The following is a 19,999-nucleotide window of genomic DNA, read 5'->3' as shown; positions in this document are numbered from 1 at the left end:
CCATGGGAACGGGTACGTCATCCCCTGAGGCATTGGGCCAAGCCTTGACAAGAATGACTGGAAAAAACGTGACGGGTGGTGCGTGGCCAGATCCGCCCGAAACACTCAACTCGCAACAAGTGGTCTCTGCAGTTAATTATTTAACAAACAATAACTCCAGTTCCTTCTTGGCACTTTTTAATGCGCCTGGTACTGGTCCCAAGGATGGTCACTGGGTGTTGGTCCAAGGCTTTGATCTTGCAGGAAATGTAAAAATTCTCGATCCAACAGGCTTATCGTATACCATGAGACCAGCGGATTTCCAGTCCGCTTGGGTTTATGGCGGACTCGTGAAAAACGGAAGATGATCATGAGCGATCTTGTCTTTGATATTCTTGATATTTCCATCCAGCAGAATGAGTACAGGATGCGAATTGTCTATATGGGGGAGAGCATGTCTTTTGTACCAGTAAAATTGACGAAACAGGTCTTTGGTTTGTTCCGGATGGTCAGACGCGAAAAGTGTTCGGTGACTTTGCGTTTCTTCAGGATCGTATTCTTGGTCGAATTTTTGCAATCGCCTTGAGGAAAAGGCCATCTTTTCCCATAAAGGGGGTAAATTGGAATAAGTTGATTGATTGCCTAAATGACCACAAAAAACTGGATGAATTGATTGGTGATTGCATGAAATAGATATGCGCAGGCAATGGGTGCAATTGCCCTCTGGGGCAGCCGGTAGGCGGAGTCTTCCACCCACATAAGGCGAAAAACAGCATCGTTGCCCTGCAACGATGGCTAGACAGAAATTCGAAAGCAAGTCCGGGAGATAGGGCCGCTGCAGAGAATCTGATTCGTGATATGTACTTTGTGCAAACCTCAGTACCCAATATGACGGTGGGGGACCTCGCGGAGGTGGCTCGCTGCTTCGCACATTCGGATGCCCGAAGCGTCTACGGCGTGCCGCTTGAACGAGTCTAGGGGGAGGAGGAGGCCTGTCGCTGAGGAAAAAAGAGACAAGGTTTAGTCAAAAATGACACGGCAAGCGTTTGCAGCTCGTCAAGGGTAGGGCGGCGATCGCGTTCGCGGCCCTTGCCGACCAGGCCCAGGCGCTTGAGCGCAATACGGGCCAGATCAATGGGCTCTACCTGGACGCGAACCCCGTGAACGGCCGCCGCATGCGAAACTACCAGCTTGATGTAGCCGATGTCCATGCTGATGGTGACGGGCCCGGCGCCTTCCTTGGCGCGGTCCTTACCGAACTGGATGAACCGCTCGCGAGTCAGATCCTTCAGCTTCAGCTTGCCCAGTTTGGTCTGTAGCGCATCGAGGGTAAAAGCCTTGGAACGCCGAGGAGCCCTCAGTACTTCCCTCATGTCGGTGACATGCAGATCGATCAGGTCGCCGAACGTGGTCGGGTCCTTGATCTTCGAACGGCTGGCTGGCTCACCCAGATCGATGCGGCGCTCGGTCGCTAGAGCCCACTCCTGGGCGTGTCCTTGTGCCGCCGAAAGGTCTCGCTTGCATAGACGCCCTTGCGGCGAACTTGCGCACGCCAGTTGCCGGACGGAAGCTGCTTGAAGGTGGGCATTTCGTGTGTGCTATGTGTGCACTGACAGGGCGAAATGGAGCGTATTCGGGCGAATTCGAGTGCACACGAGCGTGCAGACGAGGGATTCTAAGTGTATGAATGATAGCGCTAAGTTGTTGAATTTAAAAGAGAAAATTGTCTCTGTCGCTCCGATGATGGATTGGACCGACCGCCACTGCCGCTACCTTCACCGGCTGCTGACGCGCCGCGCCTTGCTCTACACCGAGATGGTGACCACGGGCGCGCTGGTGCACGGCGACGTGCCGCGGCATCTTCGTTTCAACGCCGAGGAACATCCGGTCGCGCTGCAACTCGGCGGCAGCGAGCCGGCCGAGCTCGCGCACTGCGCCAAGCTCGGCGAGGAATGGGGTTACGACGAGATCAACCTCAACTGCGGCTGCCCAAGCGAGCGCGTGCAACGCGGCGCTTTCGGCGCCTGCCTGATGAACGAGCCGCAGCTGGTGGCCGACTGCGTGAAGGCGATGGTCGACGTGGTGAAGGTGCCGGTCACCGTCAAGCACCGCATTGGCATCGACAAGACCGAGAGCTACGAGTTCGTGCGCGATTTCGTCGGCGCGGTGAGCGAGGCGGGCTGCCGCACCTTCATCGTCCATGCGCGCAACGCCTGGCTCAAGGGCCTGTCGCCCAAGCAGAACCGCGAGGTGCCGCCGCTGCGCTACGAGCTGGTGCACCGGCTAAAGCACGACTTCCCCGAGCTCGTTTTTTCGATCAACGGCGGCTTCGACGACAACGCGCAGATGCATGCGCACCTGCGCCTGCTCGACGGCGTCATGATCGGGCGCGAGGCCTATCACAACCCCTGGTGGCTCAGCGAATGGGACGCGGTCTTCTACAAGGAAGCGCCTTCCACGCTCACGCGCGAAGAGGCCGAGCTAGCGATGTGCGACTACATGGTGCGCGAGGCCGCCGAGCACGGCACGCCGTGGTCGAACATCGCGCGCCACATGCTGGGCCTGCGCAACGGCCTCGCGGGGGCGCGCCGGTGGCGTCAGGTGTGGAGCGACCACAGGCTCAAGGCGCTGGCGCCGCACGACGTGATGGCGCTCGCGCACGAGCCGGTGGCGCAGGCGGCCTGATCAGGCCGCCATCAGCCGCGCTTCGGGCACGTCCTCGATGGTGGTGCGGCGCAGCTCGCGGCGCTCGGCGATGTCGTAGCGCCTGCCGCGGTGCAGGGTGCTGCTGAGCGGCTTCAGGTCGCGGCTTCCAAACCGTTCTTGAAGTGCTGCTGCATGCGCGCCATGGCAGCAGCCGGATCGCGCGCCTGGATCGCGGCCATGATCGCGCGGTGCTCCTTGAGCGACTCGGCGATGCGGCCCGACTTCAACAGCGAGTTGTGCCGGTTGAGCTTCATCACCTTGCGCAAGTCGGCCACCATCTGGTCGCGCCAGCGGTTGTCGGCGATGGCCAAGAGCCGCATGTGGAAGCGCTCGTTGACCGCGAAGAAGTGGGCGCGGTCCACCTTGCCGGGGGCGGCAGCGGCTTCGAGCTCGGCGTGCAGCGCTTCCAGCTCGGCCAGCTGCGCCTCGGAAACGTGTTCAGCCACCACGCCGGCGGCATCGCTTTCGAGCAGGCTCAGCAGGTGATAGACGTCGGCCAGGTCTTTCTCGGACACCTCGGTCACATAGGCGCCGCGCCGCACTTTCATCGTGACCAGGCCCTCCGCCGCCAGCACCTTCAGCGCCTCGCGCAGCGGCGTGCGGCTGATGCCGTATTCCTCCGCCAGCTTGAGTTCGTCGATCCAGCTGCCGGGCTCGAGCTCGCGGTTGAAGATGCGCTGGCGCAGCAGCTCCGCCACCTCTTCATAGAGGGCGCGCGGGGTCAGGGTGAGGGCGGACATGCACGGAATGTACCGCAAGTACGGACTCTGAATTAATAATTACAGATGGGTTAGACTCGCCTTGAACTGTCTCGCCCCTGCGTGGACACTCCTCGACACTTGCACGACCTTGCAAAGCGGCGCCCATGAGCAAATCCGAACCGAACTTCAAAACCGCGACCCTCGAAGCCTGGACCCAAGCCGCTGCCAAGTCTGCTCCGGGCGGAGACCTGTTGGCGCTGAACTGGATCACGCCCGACGGCATCACTGTCAAGCCGCTCTACACCGCCGCCGACCTGCAGGGCCTGAAGTACACCGACACGCTGCCTGGCTTCGAGCCCTACCTGCGCGGACCGCAAGCCACCATGTACGCGGTGCGCCCGTGGACCATCCGGCAGTACGCGGGCTTCTCGACCGCCGAGGAGTCGAACGCCTTCTATCGCAAGGCGCTGGCCGCGGGCGGGCAGGGCGTGAGCGTGGCCTTCGACCTGGCCACGCACCGCGGCTACGACAGCGACCATCCGCGCGTGACCGGCGACGTCGGCAAGGCCGGCGTGGCGATCGACAGCGTGGAGGACATGAAGATCCTGTTCGACCAGATCCCGCTCGACAAGGTCAGCGTCTCGATGACCATGAACGGCGCGGTGCTGCCGGTGCTCGCGGGCTACATCGTCGCGGCCGAGGAACAGGGTGTCGCGCAGGACCAGCTCTCGGGGACCATCCAGAACGACATCCTCAAGGAGTTCATGGTCCGCAACACCTACATCTTTCCGCCCGAGCCTTCGATGCGCATCATCGGGGACATCATCGAGTACACGGCCCAGAAGATGCCGAAGTTCAACTCGATCTCGATCAGCGGCTATCACATGCAGGAGGCCGGCGCCAACCAGGCGCTCGAGCTCGCCTTCACGCTGGCCGACGGCAAGGAGTACGTGAAGACCGCGCTGGCCAAGGGCCTGGACGTCGACGGCTTCGCCGGGCGCCTGAGCTTCTTCTGGGCCATCGGCATGAACTTCTACCTCGAGGTGGCCAAGATGCGCGCGGCGCGCCTGCTGTGGTGCCGGATCATGAAGGAGTTCAACCCCAAGAACCCCAAGAGCCTGATGCTGCGCACCCATTGCCAGACATCGGGCTGGAGCCTGACCGAGCAGGACCCGTACAACAACGTGGTGCGCACCACCATCGAGGCGATGGCGGCGGTGTTCGGCGGCACGCAGAGCCTGCACACCAACGCGCTCGACGAAGCCATCGCGCTGCCGACCGAGTTCAGCGCGCGCATCGCGCGCAACACGCAACTCATCATCCAGGAAGAGACGCACATCACGAACGTGATCGACCCGTGGGCCGGCAGCTACATGATGGAGAAACTCACGCAGGACATGGCCGACGCCGCCTGGGCGATCATCGAGGAGGTCGAGGCCATGGGCGGCATGACCAAGGCGGTGGACAGCGGTTGGGCCAAGCTCAAGATCGAGGCGGCCGCAGCCGACAAGCAGGCGCGCATCGATTCGGGCCGGGACGTGATCGTCGGCGTCAACAAGTACAAGCTCGAGTCCGAGGACACGCACGACATTCTTCAGATCGACAACGTCAAGGTGCGCGACGGCCAGATCGCCAGGCTCAAGGCGATCCGCGAGAAGCGCGACGGCGCTGCGGTGCAAGCGGCGCTCGATGCGCTCACGGCGGCTGCAGAAAGCGGCAAGGAAAATCTGCTCGACCTGAGCGTCCAGGCGGTGCGCCTGCGCGCCACGGTCGGCGAGATCAGCGATGCGCTCGAAAAGGTCTACGGCCGGCACCGCGCCGACACGCAGAAGGTGACTGGCGTCTATGCCGCCGCCTACGACTCGGCCGAAGGCTGGGAGGCGCTGCAGCACGAGATTGCGGCCTTCGCCGAAGAGCAGGGCCGGCGCCCGCGCGTGATGATCTCCAAGCTCGGCCAGGACGGCCACGACCGCGGCGCGAAGGTCGTCGCCACCGCCTTCGCCGACCTCGGCTTCGACGTCGACATGGGGCCGCTGTTTCAGACCCCCGAGGAGTGCGCGCGCCAGGCGATCGAGAACGATGTGCATGCGGTGGGTGTGAGCACCCTCGCGGCGGGCCACAAGACGCTGGTACCGGCGATCATCCAGGAGCTGAAGAAGCAGGGCGCCGACGACATCATCGTCTTCGTCGGCGGCGTGATTCCGCGGCAGGACTACGACTTTCTGTACGAGGCAGGCGTCAAGGGCATCTACGGTCCGGGCACGCCGATTCCGGCCAGCGCCAAGGACGTCCTGGAACAGATTCGCGCGGCGGTTGCCGCCTGAGCATGCCGGTTCGAACTCCGGTCACAGCCGAAGCACTGGTTGCAGCGGACGGCCCGCAGCAACGCCGCGCCATCGCCAAGGCGATCACGCTGCTCGAATCCACGCGCCCCGATCACCGCACCCAAGCCGACGAACTGCTCACGGCGTTGCTGCCGCACACCGGCAAGTCCTTCCGGCTCGGCATCTCCGGCGTGCCCGGTGTCGGCAAGTCGACCTTCATCGAGACGCTGGGCCTCCATCTGATCGGGCAGGGCCATCGCGTCGCGGTGCTCACGATCGACCCTTCGTCCACGGTGTCGGGCGGCTCGATCCTCGGGGACAAGACGCGCATGGAGAAGCTGTCGGTCCATGAACGCGCCTACATCCGGCCCAGCCCCTCGAGCGGCACGCTGGGCGGAGTGGCCGAGAAGACGCGCGAGGCGATGCTGGTGTGCGAAGCCGCGGGCTACGACATCGTGATCGTCGAAACCGTGGGTGTCGGCCAGAGCGAAACCGCGGTCTCCGGCATGACCGACATGTTCGTGCTGCTGCAACTGCCCAATGCCGGCGATGACCTGCAGGCGATCAAGAAGGGCGTGATGGAGCTGGCCGACCTGGTCGTCATCAACAAGGCCGACATCGACAAGGATGCGGCGACGCGCGCGCAGGCCCAGATTACTTCCGCGCTGCGGCTCTTCGGCCATCACGGCAATCCGGCGCACGCGCAGCACATGCACGCGGCCCATGCGGCGCCCGGTTCGCCGGAAGCGGAAGTGCGCTTCTGGCTGCCCAAGGTGATCCAGCTGAGCGCGCTGCTGGGCACCGGCATCGACGCCTTCTGGGCCGCGGTGCTGCTGTTCAAGGCGCTGCAAACCGCCAACGGCAAGCTTGCCACGCGCCGCGAAAAACAGGCGCTCGCGTGGATGTGGGAACGCATCGACGCAGGGCTCAAGCAGGCTTTTCGCCAGCATCCGCAGGTGCGCGAGCTGCTGCCGCAGGCCAGCGCCCAGGTGGCGGCCGGCACGCTGCCGGCCTCGACCGCCGCACGCAATCTGCTCGCAGCCCAGGCGGGGCGGGCGCAGTTCAACACTTCCGACAGGACGACATGAAAGAAATCCTCGAACAACTCGAAAAACGGCGCGCGCAGGCGCGGCTCGGCGGTGGCCGGAAGCGCATCGATGCCCAGCATGCCAAGGGCAAGCTGACGGCGCGCGAACGCATCGAACTCCTGCTCGACGACAACACCTTCGAAGAGTGGGACATGTTCGTCGAGCACCGCTCCAGCGACTTCGGCATGGCCGACAACAAGATCCCCGGCGACGGCGTGGTCACCGGCTACGGCATGATCAACGGCCGCCTGGTCTTCGTCTTCAGCCAGGACTTCACCGTCTTCGGCGGCGCGCTCAGCGAAGCGCATGCCGAGAAGATCTGCAAGGTGATGGACCAGGCGATGAAGGTCGGCGCACCGGTCATCGGCCTCAACGACTCGGGCGGCGCCCGCATCCAGGAAGGCGTGGCCTCGCTCGGCGGCTATGCCGAGGTGTTCCAGCGCAACGTGATGGCTTCCGGCGTGGTGCCGCAGATCAGCATGATCATGGGCCCGTGCGCGGGCGGCGCGGTGTATTCGCCGGCCATGACCGACTTCATCTTCATGGTGCGCGACAGCTCCTACATGTTCGTCACGGGCCCCGACGTGGTGAAGACCGTGACCCACGAGGACGTGACGGCCGAGGAGCTCGGTGGCGCCACCACGCACACCACCAAGAGCGGCGTGGCCGACATGGCTTTCGAGAACGACGTCGAGGCGCTGATGATGCTGCGCCGGCTCTACAACTACCTGCCGCTCAACAACCGCGAGAAGGCGCCGGTGCGCCCGAGCGGTGACCCGGCCGATCGCGCCGACCTGTCGCTCGACACCCTGGTGCCCGACAACCCGAACAAGCCCTACGACATGAAGGAGCTGATCGTGAAGGTGGTCGACGACGGCGAGTTCTTCGAGCTGCAGCCCGACTACGCGAAGAACATCGTGATCGGCTTCGCGCGCATGGAGGGGCAGAGCGTCGGCATCGTCGCCAACCAGCCGCTGGTGCTGGCCGGTTGCCTGGACATCAAGTCCTCGATCAAGGCTGCACGCTTCGTGCGCTTCTGCGATGCCTTCAACATCCCGGTCGTCACCTTTGTCGATGTGCCCGGCTTCATGCCCGGCACCAGCCAGGAGTACGGCGGCATCATCAAGCACGGCGCGAAGCTGCTCTATGCCTATGCCGAGTGCACGGTGCCGAAGATCACGGTGATCACGCGCAAGGCCTACGGCGGCGCCTACGACGTGATGGCCTCCAAGCATTTGCGCGGCGACGTCAATCTCGCCTGGCCGCGTGCCGAGATCGCGGTGATGGGCGCCAAGGGCGCGGTGGAGATCATCTTCCGCGAGGACAAGAACGATCCCGAGAAGCTGGCCGCGCGCGAGGCCGAATACAAGGCGCGCTTCGCCAATCCCTACGTGGCGGGCACGCGCGGCTACATCGACGATGTGATCCTGCCGAGCGAAACGCGCAAGCGCATCTGCCGCAGCCTGGTGATGTTGCGCGAGAAGAAGCTCGACAACCCGTGGCGCAAGCACGGAAACATCCCGCTCTGAGCCGGAGACAACAACATGTTCAAGAAAATCCTGATTGCGAATCGCGGCGAGATCGCTTGCCGCGTTATCAAGACCGCGAAGAAGATGGGCATCCTCACGGTCGCGGTGTATTCCGATGCCGACAAGGACGCGCGCCATGTCGAGCTGGCCGATGAGGCCGTGCACATCGGCGCCTCTCCGAGCCGTGAGAGCTACCTGCAGGCCGAGCGCATCATCGCCGCCTGCAAGAAGACCGGCGCCCAAGCCGTGCACCCGGGCTACGGCTTCCTGTCCGAGAACGAAGGCTTCGCGAAGAAGGTCGAGGAAGAGGGCATCGTCTTCATCGGCCCCAAGCACTACTCGATCGCGGCCATGGGCGACAAGATCGCCTCGAAGAAGCTTGCGAACGAGGCCAAGGTCAACACCATCCCGGGTTGGAACGACGCGATCGAAACGGCCGAGCGCGCGGTGGAGATCGCGCGCGGGGTCGGCTATCCGGTGATGATCAAGGCCTCGGCCGGCGGCGGCGGCAAGGGCCTGCGCGTGGCCTTCAACGACAAGGACGCCTTCGAGGGCTTCACCTCCTGCCGCAACGAGGCGCGCAACAGCTTCGGCGACGACCGCGTGTTCATCGAAAAGTTCGTCGAGGAGCCGCGCCACATCGAGATCCAGGTGCTCGGCGACGCGCACGGCAACGTGATCTACCTCAACGAGCGCGAGTGCTCGATCCAGCGGCGCCACCAGAAGGTGATCGAAGAGGCGCCGTCGCCTTTCATCAGCGAGGCCACGCGCAAGGCCATGGGCGAGCAGGCGGTGGCACTCGCCAAGGCGGTGAACTACCAGAGCGCAGGCACGGTGGAGTTCGTGGTCGGCAAGGACCAGAGCTTCTACTTCCTCGAGATGAACACGCGGCTGCAGGTGGAGCATCCGGTGACGGAGGCGATCACCGGGCTGGACCTGGTCGAGCTCATGATCCGCGTGGCCGCGGGCGAGAAGCTGCCGCTGGCGCAGGAAGAGGTACAGCGCAACGGCTGGGCCATCGAGTGCCGCATCAACGCCGAAGATCCGTTCCGCAATTTCCTGCCGTCGACCGGACGGCTGGTGCGCTTCCAGCCGCCGAAGGAGACGCTGTTCGCCGCGGAGCGCCCGGCTTCGAGCGCCTACGGCGGCGTGCGGGTCGACACCGGCGTCTACGACGGCGGCGAGATCCCGATGTTCTACGACTCGATGATCGCCAAGCTGATCGTGCACGGGCGCGACCGCAACCATGCGATCGCGCTGATGCGCGAGGCGCTCAACGGCTTCGTGATCCGCGGCATCGGCAGCAACATCCCGTTCCAGGCCGCGCTGCTCGCGCATCCCAAGTTCGTGAGCGGCGAATTCAACACCGGCTTCATCGCCGAGCACTACGGCAAGGGTTTCCATGCCGAGGACGTGCCGCACGACGATCCGGATTTCCTGGTCGCGCTGGCAGCCTACATGCACCGGCGCTACCGCGCGCGCGCCTCGGGCATCAGCGGGCAGCTCGAGGGGCACAGTGTGAAAGTGGGCGAGCAGTTCGTGGCGGTCGTGCTCGATGCGAAGGGGCAGCATGTGCACACGCCCGTCACGGTCAACGACTTCCACGGGCAGACGGGTTCCAGCGCGGTCGCGGTGGGTGCCCACAGCTACAAGATCGACAGCCATGCGCCGCTCGGCAGCGTCCGTGTCGAGGGCACGGTGAACGGCCGCGCCTTTACCGCGCAGGTCGAGCGGGGTGCCGGCAAGAATCCGCTGGCGCTGCGCGTTTCGCACAACGGCACACAGATCGAAGCGATCGTGCTCTCGCCGCTGGGGTCGCGCTTGTCGAAGCTCATGCCCTACAAGGCGCCGCCGGACCTCAGCAAGTTCCTGATGTCGCCGATGCCGGGCCTTTTGGTCGAGGTCTCGGTGCAGCCGGGCCAGCAGGTGCAGGCCGGCGAGAAGCTTGCGGTGATCGAGGCCATGAAGATGGAAAACGTGCTCTTCGCCACGCAGGATGGCGTGGTCGGCAGCATTTCGGCCGCCAAGGGCGAATCGCTCGCGGTCGATCAAGTGATTCTGGAGTTCGCATGATGGGTGTCAACGATCTGCTTCCGGCTGCCAAAGCCGTTACCCTGCATCGGCCGGCCGCCAAGCCGGCGGCGCCGCGCGGCCCCTGGCCGGTCGAGGCCGTGCAGGCCTTGCTCGACAAGCCCTTCAACGACCTGCTGTTCGAAGCCCAGACCGTGCATCGTGCGCACTTCCCCGAGGGCGACATCGAGCTGGCCACGCTGCTGTCGGTCAAGACCGGCGGCTGCCCCGAGAACTGCGGCTACTGTCCGCAGTCGGCCGAATTCGACACCGGCGTGAAGGCGCAGAAGCTGATGGAAGTCGACGAGGTCGTGCGCGCTGCTCAGGCGGCCAAGGACGCCGGCGCCACGCGCTTCTGCATGGGTGCGGCCTGGCGCGCGCCCAAGGACCGCGACGTCGAGAAGGTGGCGGTGCTGGTGGAAGCAGTCAAGGGCCTGGGCCTGCAGACCTGCGCCACGCTGGGCATGCTCGAGCCGCAGCATGCGAAACAGCTCAAGGCCGCGGGCCTGGACTACTACAACCACAACCTCGACACCGCGCCTGAGTACTACGGCGACATCGTCGACACGCGCACCTACCAGGACCGGCTCGACACGCTGGCCCATGTGCGCGCCGCCGGCATCAGCGTGTGCTGCGGGGGCATCGTCGGCATGGGCGAGACGCCGGTGCACCGCGCGGGCCTGATCGCGCAGCTGGCCAATCTCGATCCTTATCCGGAGTCCGTGCCCATCAACAGCCTGGTGCGCGTGCCGGGCACGCCGCTGGCCGATGCCGACCCGATCGACCCATTGGACTTCGTGCGCATGATCGCCGTGGCGCGTATCACGATGCCCAAGGCGCGTGTGCGGCTGTCTGCCGGCCGGCAGCAGTTGGGCGAAGCGGTGCAGGCGCTGTGCTTCCTGGCCGGCGCCAACTCGATCTTCTATGGCGACAAGCTGCTGGTGACCGGCAACCCGGACGTGGAAGCCGACGTGCAACTGCTGCGCAAGCTGGGGCTCGAGGCGCGGCGGACCAGCGAACAAGGAGCATGTGCATGAACCGTCCTTTCAAGGTGCTCGGCGTCCAGCAGATCGCGATCGGCGGGCCCGACAAGACGCGCCTGCAGAAGCTCTGGGTCGAAATGCTCGGCCTCGAAGTGACCGGCACCTTCAAGAGCGAGCGCGAGAACGTCGACGAGGACATCTGCGTGATCGGCAGCGGACCTTTCAAGGTCGAGGTCGACCTGATGCAGCCGCTCGATCCCGAGAAGAAGCCGGCCGTCCATACCACGCCGCTCAATCACGTGGGCCTGTGGATCGACGATCTGCCTGCCGCCGTCGGATGGCTCGGCGCCCAGGGCGTGCGCTTCGCGCCGGGCGGCATCCGCAAGGGCGCGGCCGGTTTCGACATCTGTTTTCTGCACCCCAAGGGCAACGAGGAGTTCCCGATCGCGGGCGAAGGCGTGCTGATCGAACTCGTGCAGGCGCCGCCGGAAGTGGTAGCGGCTTTCTCGGCCCTGGCGGCAGGCTGAGCGCTCAAGCGCCCATGCAGGGCAGCAGGGCGTCGAGGATCAGGTTTTCTTGCCGTCGGCACGCGAAGCGGCCGCAGCGCGCGCGCGTGCCAGGGCGGCTTCGATCACCGCACGCTTGCGGTCCGGCGCGGCTTCGGGCGCCTTGGCGACCCGGGGTTCGTCGTGCTTCTCGCGCCGCTTGCCGTGCGCCTCATAGCGCTTGCGTGCCTGATCGGCTTGGGCCTGCGACCAGGCTTCCCAGCCGCTCTTGCCCGGCGTCGCCACTTCGAGCGAAATGCAGTCGACCGGGCAGACCGGAATGCAGAGTTCGCAGCCCGTGCAGTGTGTTTCGATCACGGTGTGCATGCGCTTGTGGATGCCGAGGATCGCGTCGGTCGGGCAGGCGTCGAGGCACAGCGTGCAGCCGATGCACCAGGCCTCGTCGATCACGGCCAGGGCGCGTGGGCCTTCGGCGCCGAATTGCGGGTCGATCGGCCGCACCGGCTGGCCGGTGAGCTGCGACAGGCGCGCCACGCCTTCGGCGCCTCCCGGCGGGCATTGGTGGATGCCGGCACTGCCTTCTGCAATGGCTTGTGCGTACCCGGCGCAATCGGGATAGCCGCAGCGCGTGCACTGCGTTTGGGGCAGTGCGTCAAGGATGCGTGCAGCCAGCGCGTACACGGCCCTGGATCGTCAACGCGCAGCGCCGCGCGTCCGCCGCGCAGGGGCGGACTTGCGCGCCACGGCAGGGCGCTTGGCCGCCGCAGCGGCCTTGACCGTGTCTTCGGCCGTCACGCTGGAGCGCTCGGCGCGCTTTTGCGGCTGGTCGTGCGCGGCGATGAAGGCCTTCACCTCGGGGTAGACCCGTTCGCGCCAGCGGCGACCGCTGAAGATGCCGTAGTGGCCGGCGCCCTTGACTTCGTAGTGCTGCTGATGGGCGGCGCTGACGCCGGTGCACAGTTCGTGCGCGGCGCGGGTCTGGCCGGAGCCCGAGATGTCGTCCAGCTCGCCCTCGATCGTCAGCAGGCCGGTCGAATGGATGTCCTGCGGACGTACGCGCTCGAGCACGCCTTCGGGGCTCTTCACTTCCCAGGTGCCGTTGACAAGCTCGAAGTCCTGGAACACGGTGCGAATGGTGTCGAGGTAGTAGTCCGCATCCATGTCGAGCACGGCGTTGTACTCGTCATAGAACTTGCGGTGTGCCTCGGCGCTCGCGTCGTCGCCCTTGATCAGGTCCTTGAAGTAGTCGTAGTGGCTGCTTGCATGGCGATCCGGATTCATTGCGACGAAACCGGTGTGCTGCAGAAAGCCCGGGTACACGCGGCGGCCGACGCCCGGAAAGCCCTCCGGCACCCGATAGATCACGTTGTTCTCGAACCACTCGTAGCTCTTGTTCATCGCCAGGTTGTTGACGGCGGTGGGCGACTTGCGGGCATCGATGGGGCCGCCCATCATGGTCAGCGACAGCGGAATCTTCTCGCCGCGGCTGGCCATCAGCGACACCGCAGCCAGCACCGGCACCGTGGGCTGGCAGACGCTGATCACGTGGCAGTGTCCGTACTCGGCCTGCAGGTGGCGGATGAACTCCTGAACATAGTTGATGTAGTCGTCGAGGTGGAACTCGCCTTCGGACAACGGGACGAGGCGCGCATTGACCCAGTCGGTGACGTAGACCTTGTGATCCTGCAGCATGGTGCGCACGGTGTCGCGCAAAAGCGTTGCGTAGTGCCCCGACAAGGGCGCCACGATCAGCACCACGGGCTGGCTCTTGAGCGTCTGCAGGGTGTGCGGCTCGTCGGTGAAACGCTTGAAGCGCCGCAGCTGGCAGAAGGGCTTCTCGATCTCGACGACTTCCTGGATCACCACATCATCGCCGTCGACCTTGACAGTCTTGATGTCGAACTCGGGCTTCTCGTAGTCCTTGCCCAGGCGGTAGAGGAGGTCGTACCCGGCCGCCATGCGCTGCGCCAGCGGTGTTTGGCCGAAGACGGCGCCTTGACCGTAGAGCTTGGAGGCAGCCTGCGCGAAGTCGGCGAACGGCTCCATCAGGGAGCGTTGTGCTTCGTAGAGTTGATAGAGCATGAGGTCTGCGCGTTATGGGATGTTGCGATGCAATATATCAGCGGCGCAGACCAAATGTGCTAGGCACAAACACCCAATTGGTCTGGCCAATTTGTATCAGATGACCTTGGCGATGCTCTGGCAGACGTGGTCGATGTTCTTGCTGTTGAGCGCGGCCACGCACATGCGTCCGGTGTCGGTGCCGTAGACGCCGAACTCTTCGCGCAGGCGCACCATCTGGTCCTTGCTGAGGCCCGAGTAGCTGAACATGCCGATCTGCGTGGTGATGAAGCTCATGTCTTCTTTCACGCCGGCGGCCTTGAGGCCGTCGACCAGCTTCTGGCGCATCGCCTTGATGCGCACGCGCATCTCGCCGAGCTCTTGTTCCCACAGCGCGCGCAGTTCGGGCGTGCCGAGCACGGTTGCGACCACGGCGCCCCCGTGCGTCGGCGGGTTGCTGTAGTTGGTGCGGATCGCGACCTTGAGCTGGCTCAGCACGCGCGCGGCTTCTTCCTTGCTTTCGCACAGCACCGAGAGGGCGCCGACGCGTTCGCCGTAGAGGCTGAAGCTCTTGGAGAAGGAGGTCGAGACGAAGAAGTCCAGGCCGGCAGCGACGAACTTGCCGATGGCCGCGCCGTCCTCCTGGATGCCGTAGCCGAAGCCCTGATAGGCCATGTCGAGGAAGGCCACAAGCTTCTTTGACTTGACGGCCGCGACGACTTGGTCCCACTGGGCCGACGTGATGTCGTAGCCGGTCGGGTTGTGGCAGCAGGCGTGCAGCACGACGATGGTGCCGGCCGGCGCGGCGTTCAGCGCGGCCAGCATGCCCTCGAAGTCGATGCCGCGCTTGGCAGCGTCGTAGTAGGGATAGCTTTCGACCGGGAAGCCGGCGTTGGTGAACAGGGCGCGGTGGTTTTCCCAGCTCGGGTCGCTGATCAGCACCTTGGCGTCGGGGTTGAGCTTCTTGAGGAAGTCGGCGCCGACCTTGAGGCCACCGGTTCCGCCGATGCCCTGGATGGTCGCGACGCGGCCGGACTTCACGGGCTCGCTGTCGGCGCCGAACACCAGGCCCTTCACGGCGTTGTCATAGGCCGCGATGCCGTCGATCGGCAGATAGCCGCGCGCGGTGGGCGTCTTGGTCATGCTCTGTTCGACCGCCTGTACGCACTGCAAGAGCGGCAGCTTGCCGTTGTCGTCGTAGTAGACGCCGACGCCGAGATTGACCTTGTTGGGGTTGCTGTCGGCGGCGAATTGCTCGTTGAGGCCCAGGATCGGGTCGCGCGGCGCCATCTCGACGGCGGTGAACATTGACATGGAAAAGTCCTTTGGGGGGTGATCGATGCACGGAACCCCGGATCAGCGTTTAAGCTTTCCGGTTGCCTTGAATTTTACCGGCCGCGCCACCAACTCCCAGGGTCCACGCCATGCCAGAAATCACTGAAGCCATTCCCGAGCCGCAACACGCCGACCCGGTCGGTCCTGCAAAGCAGGGCGAATTCATCAAGTTCCCCGGTTCGCCGTTCGAGCTCTACCAGCCTTATCCGCCTGCAGGCGATCAGCCGAACGCGATTGCCGGCCTGGTCGAGGGTGTGCAGGACGGCGAGGTGTTCCAGACCCTGCTCGGCGTCACCGGCTCGGGCAAGACCTTCACCATGGCCAACGTGATCGCCCGGCTGGGCCGGCCGGCCATCGTGTTCGCGCCCAACAAGACGCTGGCCGCGCAGCTTTACAGCGAGTTTCGCGAGTTCTTTCCGAAGAACGCGGTCGAGTATTTCGTGAGCTACTACGACTATTACCAGCCCGAGGCCTACGTGCCGCAGCGCGACCTGTTCATCGAGAAAGACAGCTCGATCAACGAGCACATCGAGCAGATGCGGTTGTCGGCGACCAAGAGCGTGCTGGAGCGGCGCGACACCGTCATCGTGGCCACGGTGAGCGCGATTTACGGCATCGGCACGCCCGAGGACTACACGCAGATGCGCTTCATCATGCGCACCGGCGACAAGATCGGCCAGCGCGACGTGATCGGCCGGCTGATTCGCATGCAGTACACGCGCAACGAGCAGGATTTTTCGCGCGGCACCTTCCGCGTGCGCGGCGACACGATCGACGTGTTTCCGGCCGAGCACAGCGAGCTGGCGATCCGCATCGAGCTGTTCGACGACGAGATCGAGACGCTGCAGCTCTTCGATCCGCTCACGGGGCGCATCCGGCAGAAGATCCCGCGCTTCACGGTGTACCCCTCGAGCCACTACGTGACGCCGCGCGACAAGGTGCTGAGCGCGGTCGAGACCATCAAGATCGAGCTCGACGGCCGGCTCAAGGAGTTCGTGAGCCAGGGCAAGCTGGTCGAGGCGCAGCGGCTGGAGCAGCGCACGCGCTTCGATCTCGAAATGCTGGCCGAGATCGGCCACTGCAAAGGCATCGAGAACTACACCCGCCATCTCTCGGGCGCCGCGCCGGGCGAACCGCCCGCGACGCTGACCGACTACCTGCCGAAGGACGCGCTGATGTTCCTCGACGAGAGCCACCAGATGATCGGCCAGCTGGGCGGCATGTACAACGGCGACCGCGCGCGCAAGACCACGCTGGTCGAATACGGCTTCCGGCTGCCGTCGGCGCTCGACAATCGGCCGCTCAAGTTCGACGAGTTCGAAACGCGCATGCGGCAGTGCATCTTCGTCTCCGCTACGCCTGCGCAATACGAAAAGGACAACGCCGGCAACGTGGTCGAGCAGCTGGTGCGGCCGACCGGGCTGATCGACCCGGAAGTCGAGGTCCGCCCCGCTACCCACCAGGTGGACGACGTGCTGCAGGAAATCCGGCTGCGCGTCGACAAGAACGAGCGCGTGCTGATCACCACGCTCACCAAGCGCATGGCCGAGCAGTTGACCGACTACCTGAGCGACAACGGCGTCAAGGTGCGCTACCTGCACAGCGATGTCGACACGGTAGAGCGCGTCGAGATCCTGCGCGATCTGCGCCTCGGGGCCTTCGACGTGCTGGTCGGCATCAACTTGCTGCGCGAAGGCCTCGATATTCCCGAGGTGTCGCTGGTGGCGATCCTCGATGCCGACAAGGAAGGTTTTCTTCGCGCCGAGCGTTCGCTGATCCAGACCATCGGCCGGGCGGCGCGCAATCTGAACGGCAAGGCCATCCTCTATGCCGACCGAATGACCGACTCGATGACCAAAGCCATCGGCGAGACCGAGCGGCGGCGCGCGCGGCAGATCGCCCACAACGAGGCCCACGGCATCACGCCGCGCAGCATCGTGAAACAGGTGCGCGACCTGATCGACGGCGTCTACAGCGAAAAATCGACCAAGGAAGCCGCCAAGCGCGATCTCGAGCGCGCGAAGGTCGAGGACATGTCCGAAAAGGATGTCGCGCGCGAGATCAAGCGGCTGGAAAAGCTCATGCTGGAACATGCGCGCAACCTCGAGTTCGAGAAAGCCGCCCGGGTGCGCGACCAACTGGCGTTGTTGCGCGAGCAGGCTTTCGGCGCGCCCGGCAGGGACAACATCACAATACCGTCCGCGGGCGAGGCGGGCTCCTGATCGTCATTTGGAGCTTTCAATCGGGTTTACCCGAGCAAGCCGAAGGGCCTTCTGCTATACTTGAGCGAATTACTCAAGCAAACGAACTTCGCGATGAAGAACCGGCTCCTACCGACTGGATCACCAGCGGAAAGTGGGTCGGGAAGGGCGGAGACGGCGTCACCGAAGCCCACAACAGCCGCGGTGTCATTTCAACGGTAAGCACTCAAAGGAGCTTGCGATGCGTCTCACTACCAAAGGCCGTTTTGCGGTCACAGCCATGATCGATCTGGCGCTGCGCCAGAACACCGGTCCGGTCACGCTGGCCGCGATCAGCCAGCGGCAGCAGATTTCCCTTTCGTACCTCGAACAGCTGTTCGGCAAGCTGCGCCGTCACGAGTTGGTCGAGTCGACCCGCGGCCCCGGCGGCGGCTATTCGCTCGGCCGCAAGGCAGCGGATATCACCGTGGCCGACATCATTGTTTCCGTCGATGAACCCATCGATGCCACGCAATGCGGCGGCAAGGAAAACTGCCTGGGTGAAGCCGGCCGTTGCATGACCCATGAGCTGTGGGCATCGCTGAATCAGCGCATGGTCGAGTTCCTCGATTCCGTCACGCTGCAGAAGCTGGTGGACGACCAGCTCGCCAAGGGCGTGCAGATCGAGAACAAGCCGGCGGTCAAGCGCGCGATTTCGAGCCAGCCGGTGGTCAAGCCGATCCGGGTCAACGCCCCGAATTCGGTGTTCGCACTGGGCAACGTCTTCGCCAAGTCGTGATCGGGGGGCGCCTCGCGGCGCCGCTCGATCCGCTTTGACCCCGTTTCGACAAAGATAAACCCCCGCCAGCCTGAGCCAGCCATGGACGTCACTCCTCATTTCCCGATCTATCTCGACTACGGCGCGACGACGCCGGTCGATCCGCGCGTCGTCGACGCGATGATTCCCTGGTTGCGAGAGCACTTCGGCAACCCGGCATCGCGCAGCCACGCCTGGGGCTGGGAAGCGGAGGAGGTCGTCGAGAAGGCGCGTGCCGACGTGGCCGACCTGATCGGCGCCGACCCGCGCGAAATCGTCTGGACTTCGGGCGCCACCGAGTCGAACAACCTCGCGCTCAAGGGCGCGGCGCAGTTCTACAAGGGCAAGGGCAAGCACCTGATCACGGTCAAGACCGAGCACAAGGCCGTGCTCGACACCATGCGTGAACTCGAGCGCCAGGGCTTCGAAGTGAGCTACCTGGACGTGCAGGAAAACGGCCTGCTCGATCTCGAGGTCTTCAAGGCCGCGATTCGCCCCGACACCGTCCTCGCGAGCGTGATGTTCGTGAACAACGAGATCGGCGTGATCCAGGACGTGGTGACGCTCGGCAACATCTGCCGCGAAAAGGGCGTGATCTTCCACGTCGATGCGGCGCAGGCCACCGGCAAGGTCGAGATCGACGTCAAGAGCTTGCCGATCGACCTCATGAGCCTGGCTTCGCACAAGACCTACGGCCCCAAGGGCATCGGCGCGCTGTACGTGCGCCGCAAGCCGCGCGTTCGGCTGGAAGCCCAGATGCACGGCGGCGGCCATGAGCGCGGCATGCGCTCGGGCACTCTGCCCACCCACCAGATCGTCGGCATGGGCGAGGCTTTCCGCCTTGCCAAGCTCGAGATGAAGGAAGACATTGTCAAGGCGCGTGCCTTGCAGCAGCGCCTGCTCAACGGCCTGAAGGACGTCGAGCAGGTCTTCATCAACGGCGACCTCGAACACCGCGTGGCGCACAACCTCAACATGAGCTTCAACTATGTCGAGGGCGAGTCGCTGATCATGGGCATCAAGGGCCTGGCGGTGTCGAGCGGTTCGGCCTGCACCTCGGCCAGCCTGGAGCCCAGCTATGTGCTGCGCGCGCTCGGCCGTAGCGACGAGCTCGCGCACAGCAGCCTGCGCATGACGATCGGCCGCTTCACGACCGCGGAAGAAATCGACTACGCGATCTCCACCATCAAGCACAACGTCGCCAAGCTCCGCGAGCTGAGCCCCTTGTGGGAAATGTTCCAGGACGGCATCGACATCAGCACGATCCAGTGGTCGGCGCATTGAACAAAGACTGAGAGGTACACCCATGGCATATTCATCCAAGGTCATCGACCACTATGAAAACCCCCGCAACGTCGGCTCCTTCGAAAAGGGCGACGACTCGGTGGGCACGGGCATGGTCGGCGCACCGGCGTGCGGCGACGTCATGAAGCTGCAGATCAAGGTCAACCCGGAAACCGGTGTGATCGAAGACGCGCGCTTCAAGACCTATGGTTGCGGCTCGGCGATCGCGTCCTCTTCCCTCGTGACCGAATGGGTCAAGGGCAAGACCCTCGACCAAGCGGCCGCGCTGAAGAATGCGCAGATCGCCGAAGAACTGGCGCTGCCGCCGGTCAAGATCCACTGCTCGATCCTCGCGGAAGACGCGATCAAGGCGGCCGTCAGCGACTACAAGGCCAAGCACGGCGCTGCCGTGGCAAGCACGGAAGCTGCTCACTGA

Annotated in this window: 18 protein-coding genes; 13 read left to right on the top strand and 5 right to left on the bottom strand. The window is 64.4% G+C overall.

Annotated features, from left to right (window positions below; translation table 11 throughout):
• Positions 1 to 53 precede the first annotated feature (53 nt).
• Positions 54 to 347 (top strand): hypothetical protein, encoded by a 294-nt coding sequence (locus ACSQ9A_RS17440; RefSeq protein ID WP_436304559.1) that lies wholly within the window; start codon positions 54 to 56, stop codon positions 345 to 347.
• 2 nt (positions 348 to 349) lie between these two features.
• Complete coding sequence (locus ACSQ9A_RS17435; protein WP_436304558.1) at positions 350 to 565, top strand: hypothetical protein; 216 nt, start codon at positions 350 to 352, stop codon at positions 563 to 565.
• A 388-nt stretch (positions 566 to 953) separates the two neighbouring features.
• Here ACSQ9A_RS17435 and ACSQ9A_RS17430 read toward each other — a convergent pair whose 3' ends face one another.
• Positions 954 to 1,352 carry a hypothetical protein gene (locus ACSQ9A_RS17430; protein WP_436304557.1) on the bottom strand — a complete coding sequence of 133 codons (399 nt, stop codon included), beginning with the start codon at positions 1,350 to 1,352 and terminating at the stop codon, positions 954 to 956.
• Between the two features lie 310 nt (positions 1,353 to 1,662).
• Between ACSQ9A_RS17430 and dusA the strand changes: the two genes are divergently transcribed.
• Positions 1,663 to 2,664: a tRNA dihydrouridine(20/20a) synthase DusA gene (gene dusA / locus ACSQ9A_RS17425; RefSeq protein ID WP_436304556.1), complete on the top strand. Its 1,002-nt coding sequence runs from the start codon at positions 1,663 to 1,665 to the stop codon at positions 2,662 to 2,664.
• A gap of 113 nt (positions 2,665 to 2,777) precedes the next feature.
• Here dusA and ACSQ9A_RS17420 read toward each other — a convergent pair whose 3' ends face one another.
• Positions 2,778 to 3,425 (bottom strand): GntR family transcriptional regulator, encoded by a 648-nt coding sequence (locus ACSQ9A_RS17420; protein ID WP_093108204.1) that lies wholly within the window; start codon positions 3,423 to 3,425, stop codon positions 2,778 to 2,780.
• 125 nt (positions 3,426 to 3,550) lie between these two features.
• On the opposite strand from ACSQ9A_RS17420, the gene scpA reads away from it, so the two are divergent.
• From scpA to ACSQ9A_RS17390, 6 genes are read left to right on the top strand one after another with little or no spacing between them, the layout of a single operon-like run.
• On the top strand, positions 3,551 to 5,710 hold the full coding sequence (gene scpA / locus ACSQ9A_RS17415) for a methylmalonyl-CoA mutase (RefSeq protein WP_436304555.1): 2,160 nt from the start codon (positions 3,551 to 3,553) through the stop codon (positions 5,708 to 5,710).
• Positions 5,711 to 5,712: 2 nt separating this feature from the next.
• Positions 5,713 to 6,798 carry a methylmalonyl Co-A mutase-associated GTPase MeaB gene (gene meaB / locus ACSQ9A_RS17410; protein ID WP_436304553.1) on the top strand — a complete coding sequence of 362 codons (1,086 nt, stop codon included), beginning with the start codon at positions 5,713 to 5,715 and terminating at the stop codon, positions 6,796 to 6,798.
• Complete coding sequence (locus ACSQ9A_RS17405; RefSeq protein ID WP_436304552.1) at positions 6,795 to 8,327, top strand: acyl-CoA carboxylase subunit beta; 1,533 nt, start codon at positions 6,795 to 6,797, stop codon at positions 8,325 to 8,327. Before meaB ends, ACSQ9A_RS17405 begins: the two co-directional genes overlap by 4 nt.
• Before the next feature lie 15 nt (positions 8,328 to 8,342).
• Entirely contained in the window at positions 8,343 to 10,400 is a 2,058-nt protein-coding gene (locus ACSQ9A_RS17400; protein WP_436304551.1) for an acetyl-CoA carboxylase biotin carboxylase subunit, read from the top strand.
• On the top strand, positions 10,400 to 11,434 hold the full coding sequence (gene bioB, locus ACSQ9A_RS17395; protein WP_436292845.1) for a biotin synthase BioB: 1,035 nt from the start codon (positions 10,400 to 10,402) through the stop codon (positions 11,432 to 11,434). Before ACSQ9A_RS17400 ends, bioB begins: the two co-directional genes overlap by 1 nt.
• A complete protein-coding gene (locus ACSQ9A_RS17390) occupies positions 11,431 to 11,907 on the top strand; it encodes a VOC family protein (RefSeq protein ID WP_436304550.1) in 477 nt (158 codons plus the stop codon). The genes bioB and ACSQ9A_RS17390 overlap by 4 nt, the downstream gene beginning before the upstream one ends.
• A 39-nt stretch (positions 11,908 to 11,946) precedes the next feature.
• Here ACSQ9A_RS17390 and ACSQ9A_RS17385 read toward each other — a convergent pair whose 3' ends face one another.
• The 3 genes from ACSQ9A_RS17385 to ACSQ9A_RS17375 all read right to left on the bottom strand — a co-directional run bounded on the left by ACSQ9A_RS17385 (position 11,947) and on the right by ACSQ9A_RS17375 (position 15,261).
• Positions 11,947 to 12,567, bottom strand: coding sequence for an RnfABCDGE type electron transport complex subunit B (locus ACSQ9A_RS17385; protein ID WP_436304549.1), 621 nt, complete (start codon positions 12,565 to 12,567; stop codon positions 11,947 to 11,949).
• A gap of 12 nt (positions 12,568 to 12,579) precedes the next feature.
• Complete coding sequence (locus ACSQ9A_RS17380) at positions 12,580 to 13,968, bottom strand: polyhydroxyalkanoate depolymerase (protein ID WP_093108188.1); 1,389 nt, start codon at positions 13,966 to 13,968, stop codon at positions 12,580 to 12,582.
• A gap of 96 nt (positions 13,969 to 14,064) precedes the next feature.
• On the bottom strand, positions 14,065 to 15,261 hold the full coding sequence (locus ACSQ9A_RS17375; RefSeq protein ID WP_093108186.1) for an amino acid aminotransferase: 1,197 nt from the start codon (positions 15,259 to 15,261) through the stop codon (positions 14,065 to 14,067).
• A gap of 110 nt (positions 15,262 to 15,371) precedes the next feature.
• Between ACSQ9A_RS17375 and uvrB the strand changes: the two genes are divergently transcribed.
• The 4 genes from uvrB (at position 15,372) to iscU (ending at position 19,999) form a co-directional block, all read left to right on the top strand.
• Positions 15,372 to 17,504, top strand: a complete 2,133-nt coding sequence (gene uvrB / locus ACSQ9A_RS17370) for an excinuclease ABC subunit UvrB (RefSeq protein WP_436292706.1) — start codon at positions 15,372 to 15,374, stop codon at positions 17,502 to 17,504.
• Between the two features lie 220 nt (positions 17,505 to 17,724).
• On the top strand, positions 17,725 to 18,261 hold the full coding sequence (gene iscR, locus ACSQ9A_RS17365; RefSeq protein WP_093108182.1) for a Fe-S cluster assembly transcriptional regulator IscR: 537 nt from the start codon (positions 17,725 to 17,727) through the stop codon (positions 18,259 to 18,261).
• Between the two features lie 81 nt (positions 18,262 to 18,342).
• A complete protein-coding gene (locus ACSQ9A_RS17360) occupies positions 18,343 to 19,563 on the top strand; it encodes an IscS subfamily cysteine desulfurase (protein WP_436304547.1) in 1,221 nt (406 codons plus the stop codon).
• Positions 19,564 to 19,585: 22 nt separating this feature from the next.
• Entirely contained in the window at positions 19,586 to 19,999 is a 414-nt protein-coding gene (gene iscU, locus ACSQ9A_RS17355) for a Fe-S cluster assembly scaffold IscU (RefSeq protein WP_436292707.1), read from the top strand.

Source organism: Variovorax sp. LjRoot290, assembly GCF_964253985.1.
Lineage (GTDB): Bacteria > Pseudomonadota > Gammaproteobacteria > Burkholderiales > Burkholderiaceae_C > Variovorax.
Note: the sequence above shows the minus strand (reverse complement) of the source record. Positions and strands in the feature narration are given on the sequence as shown.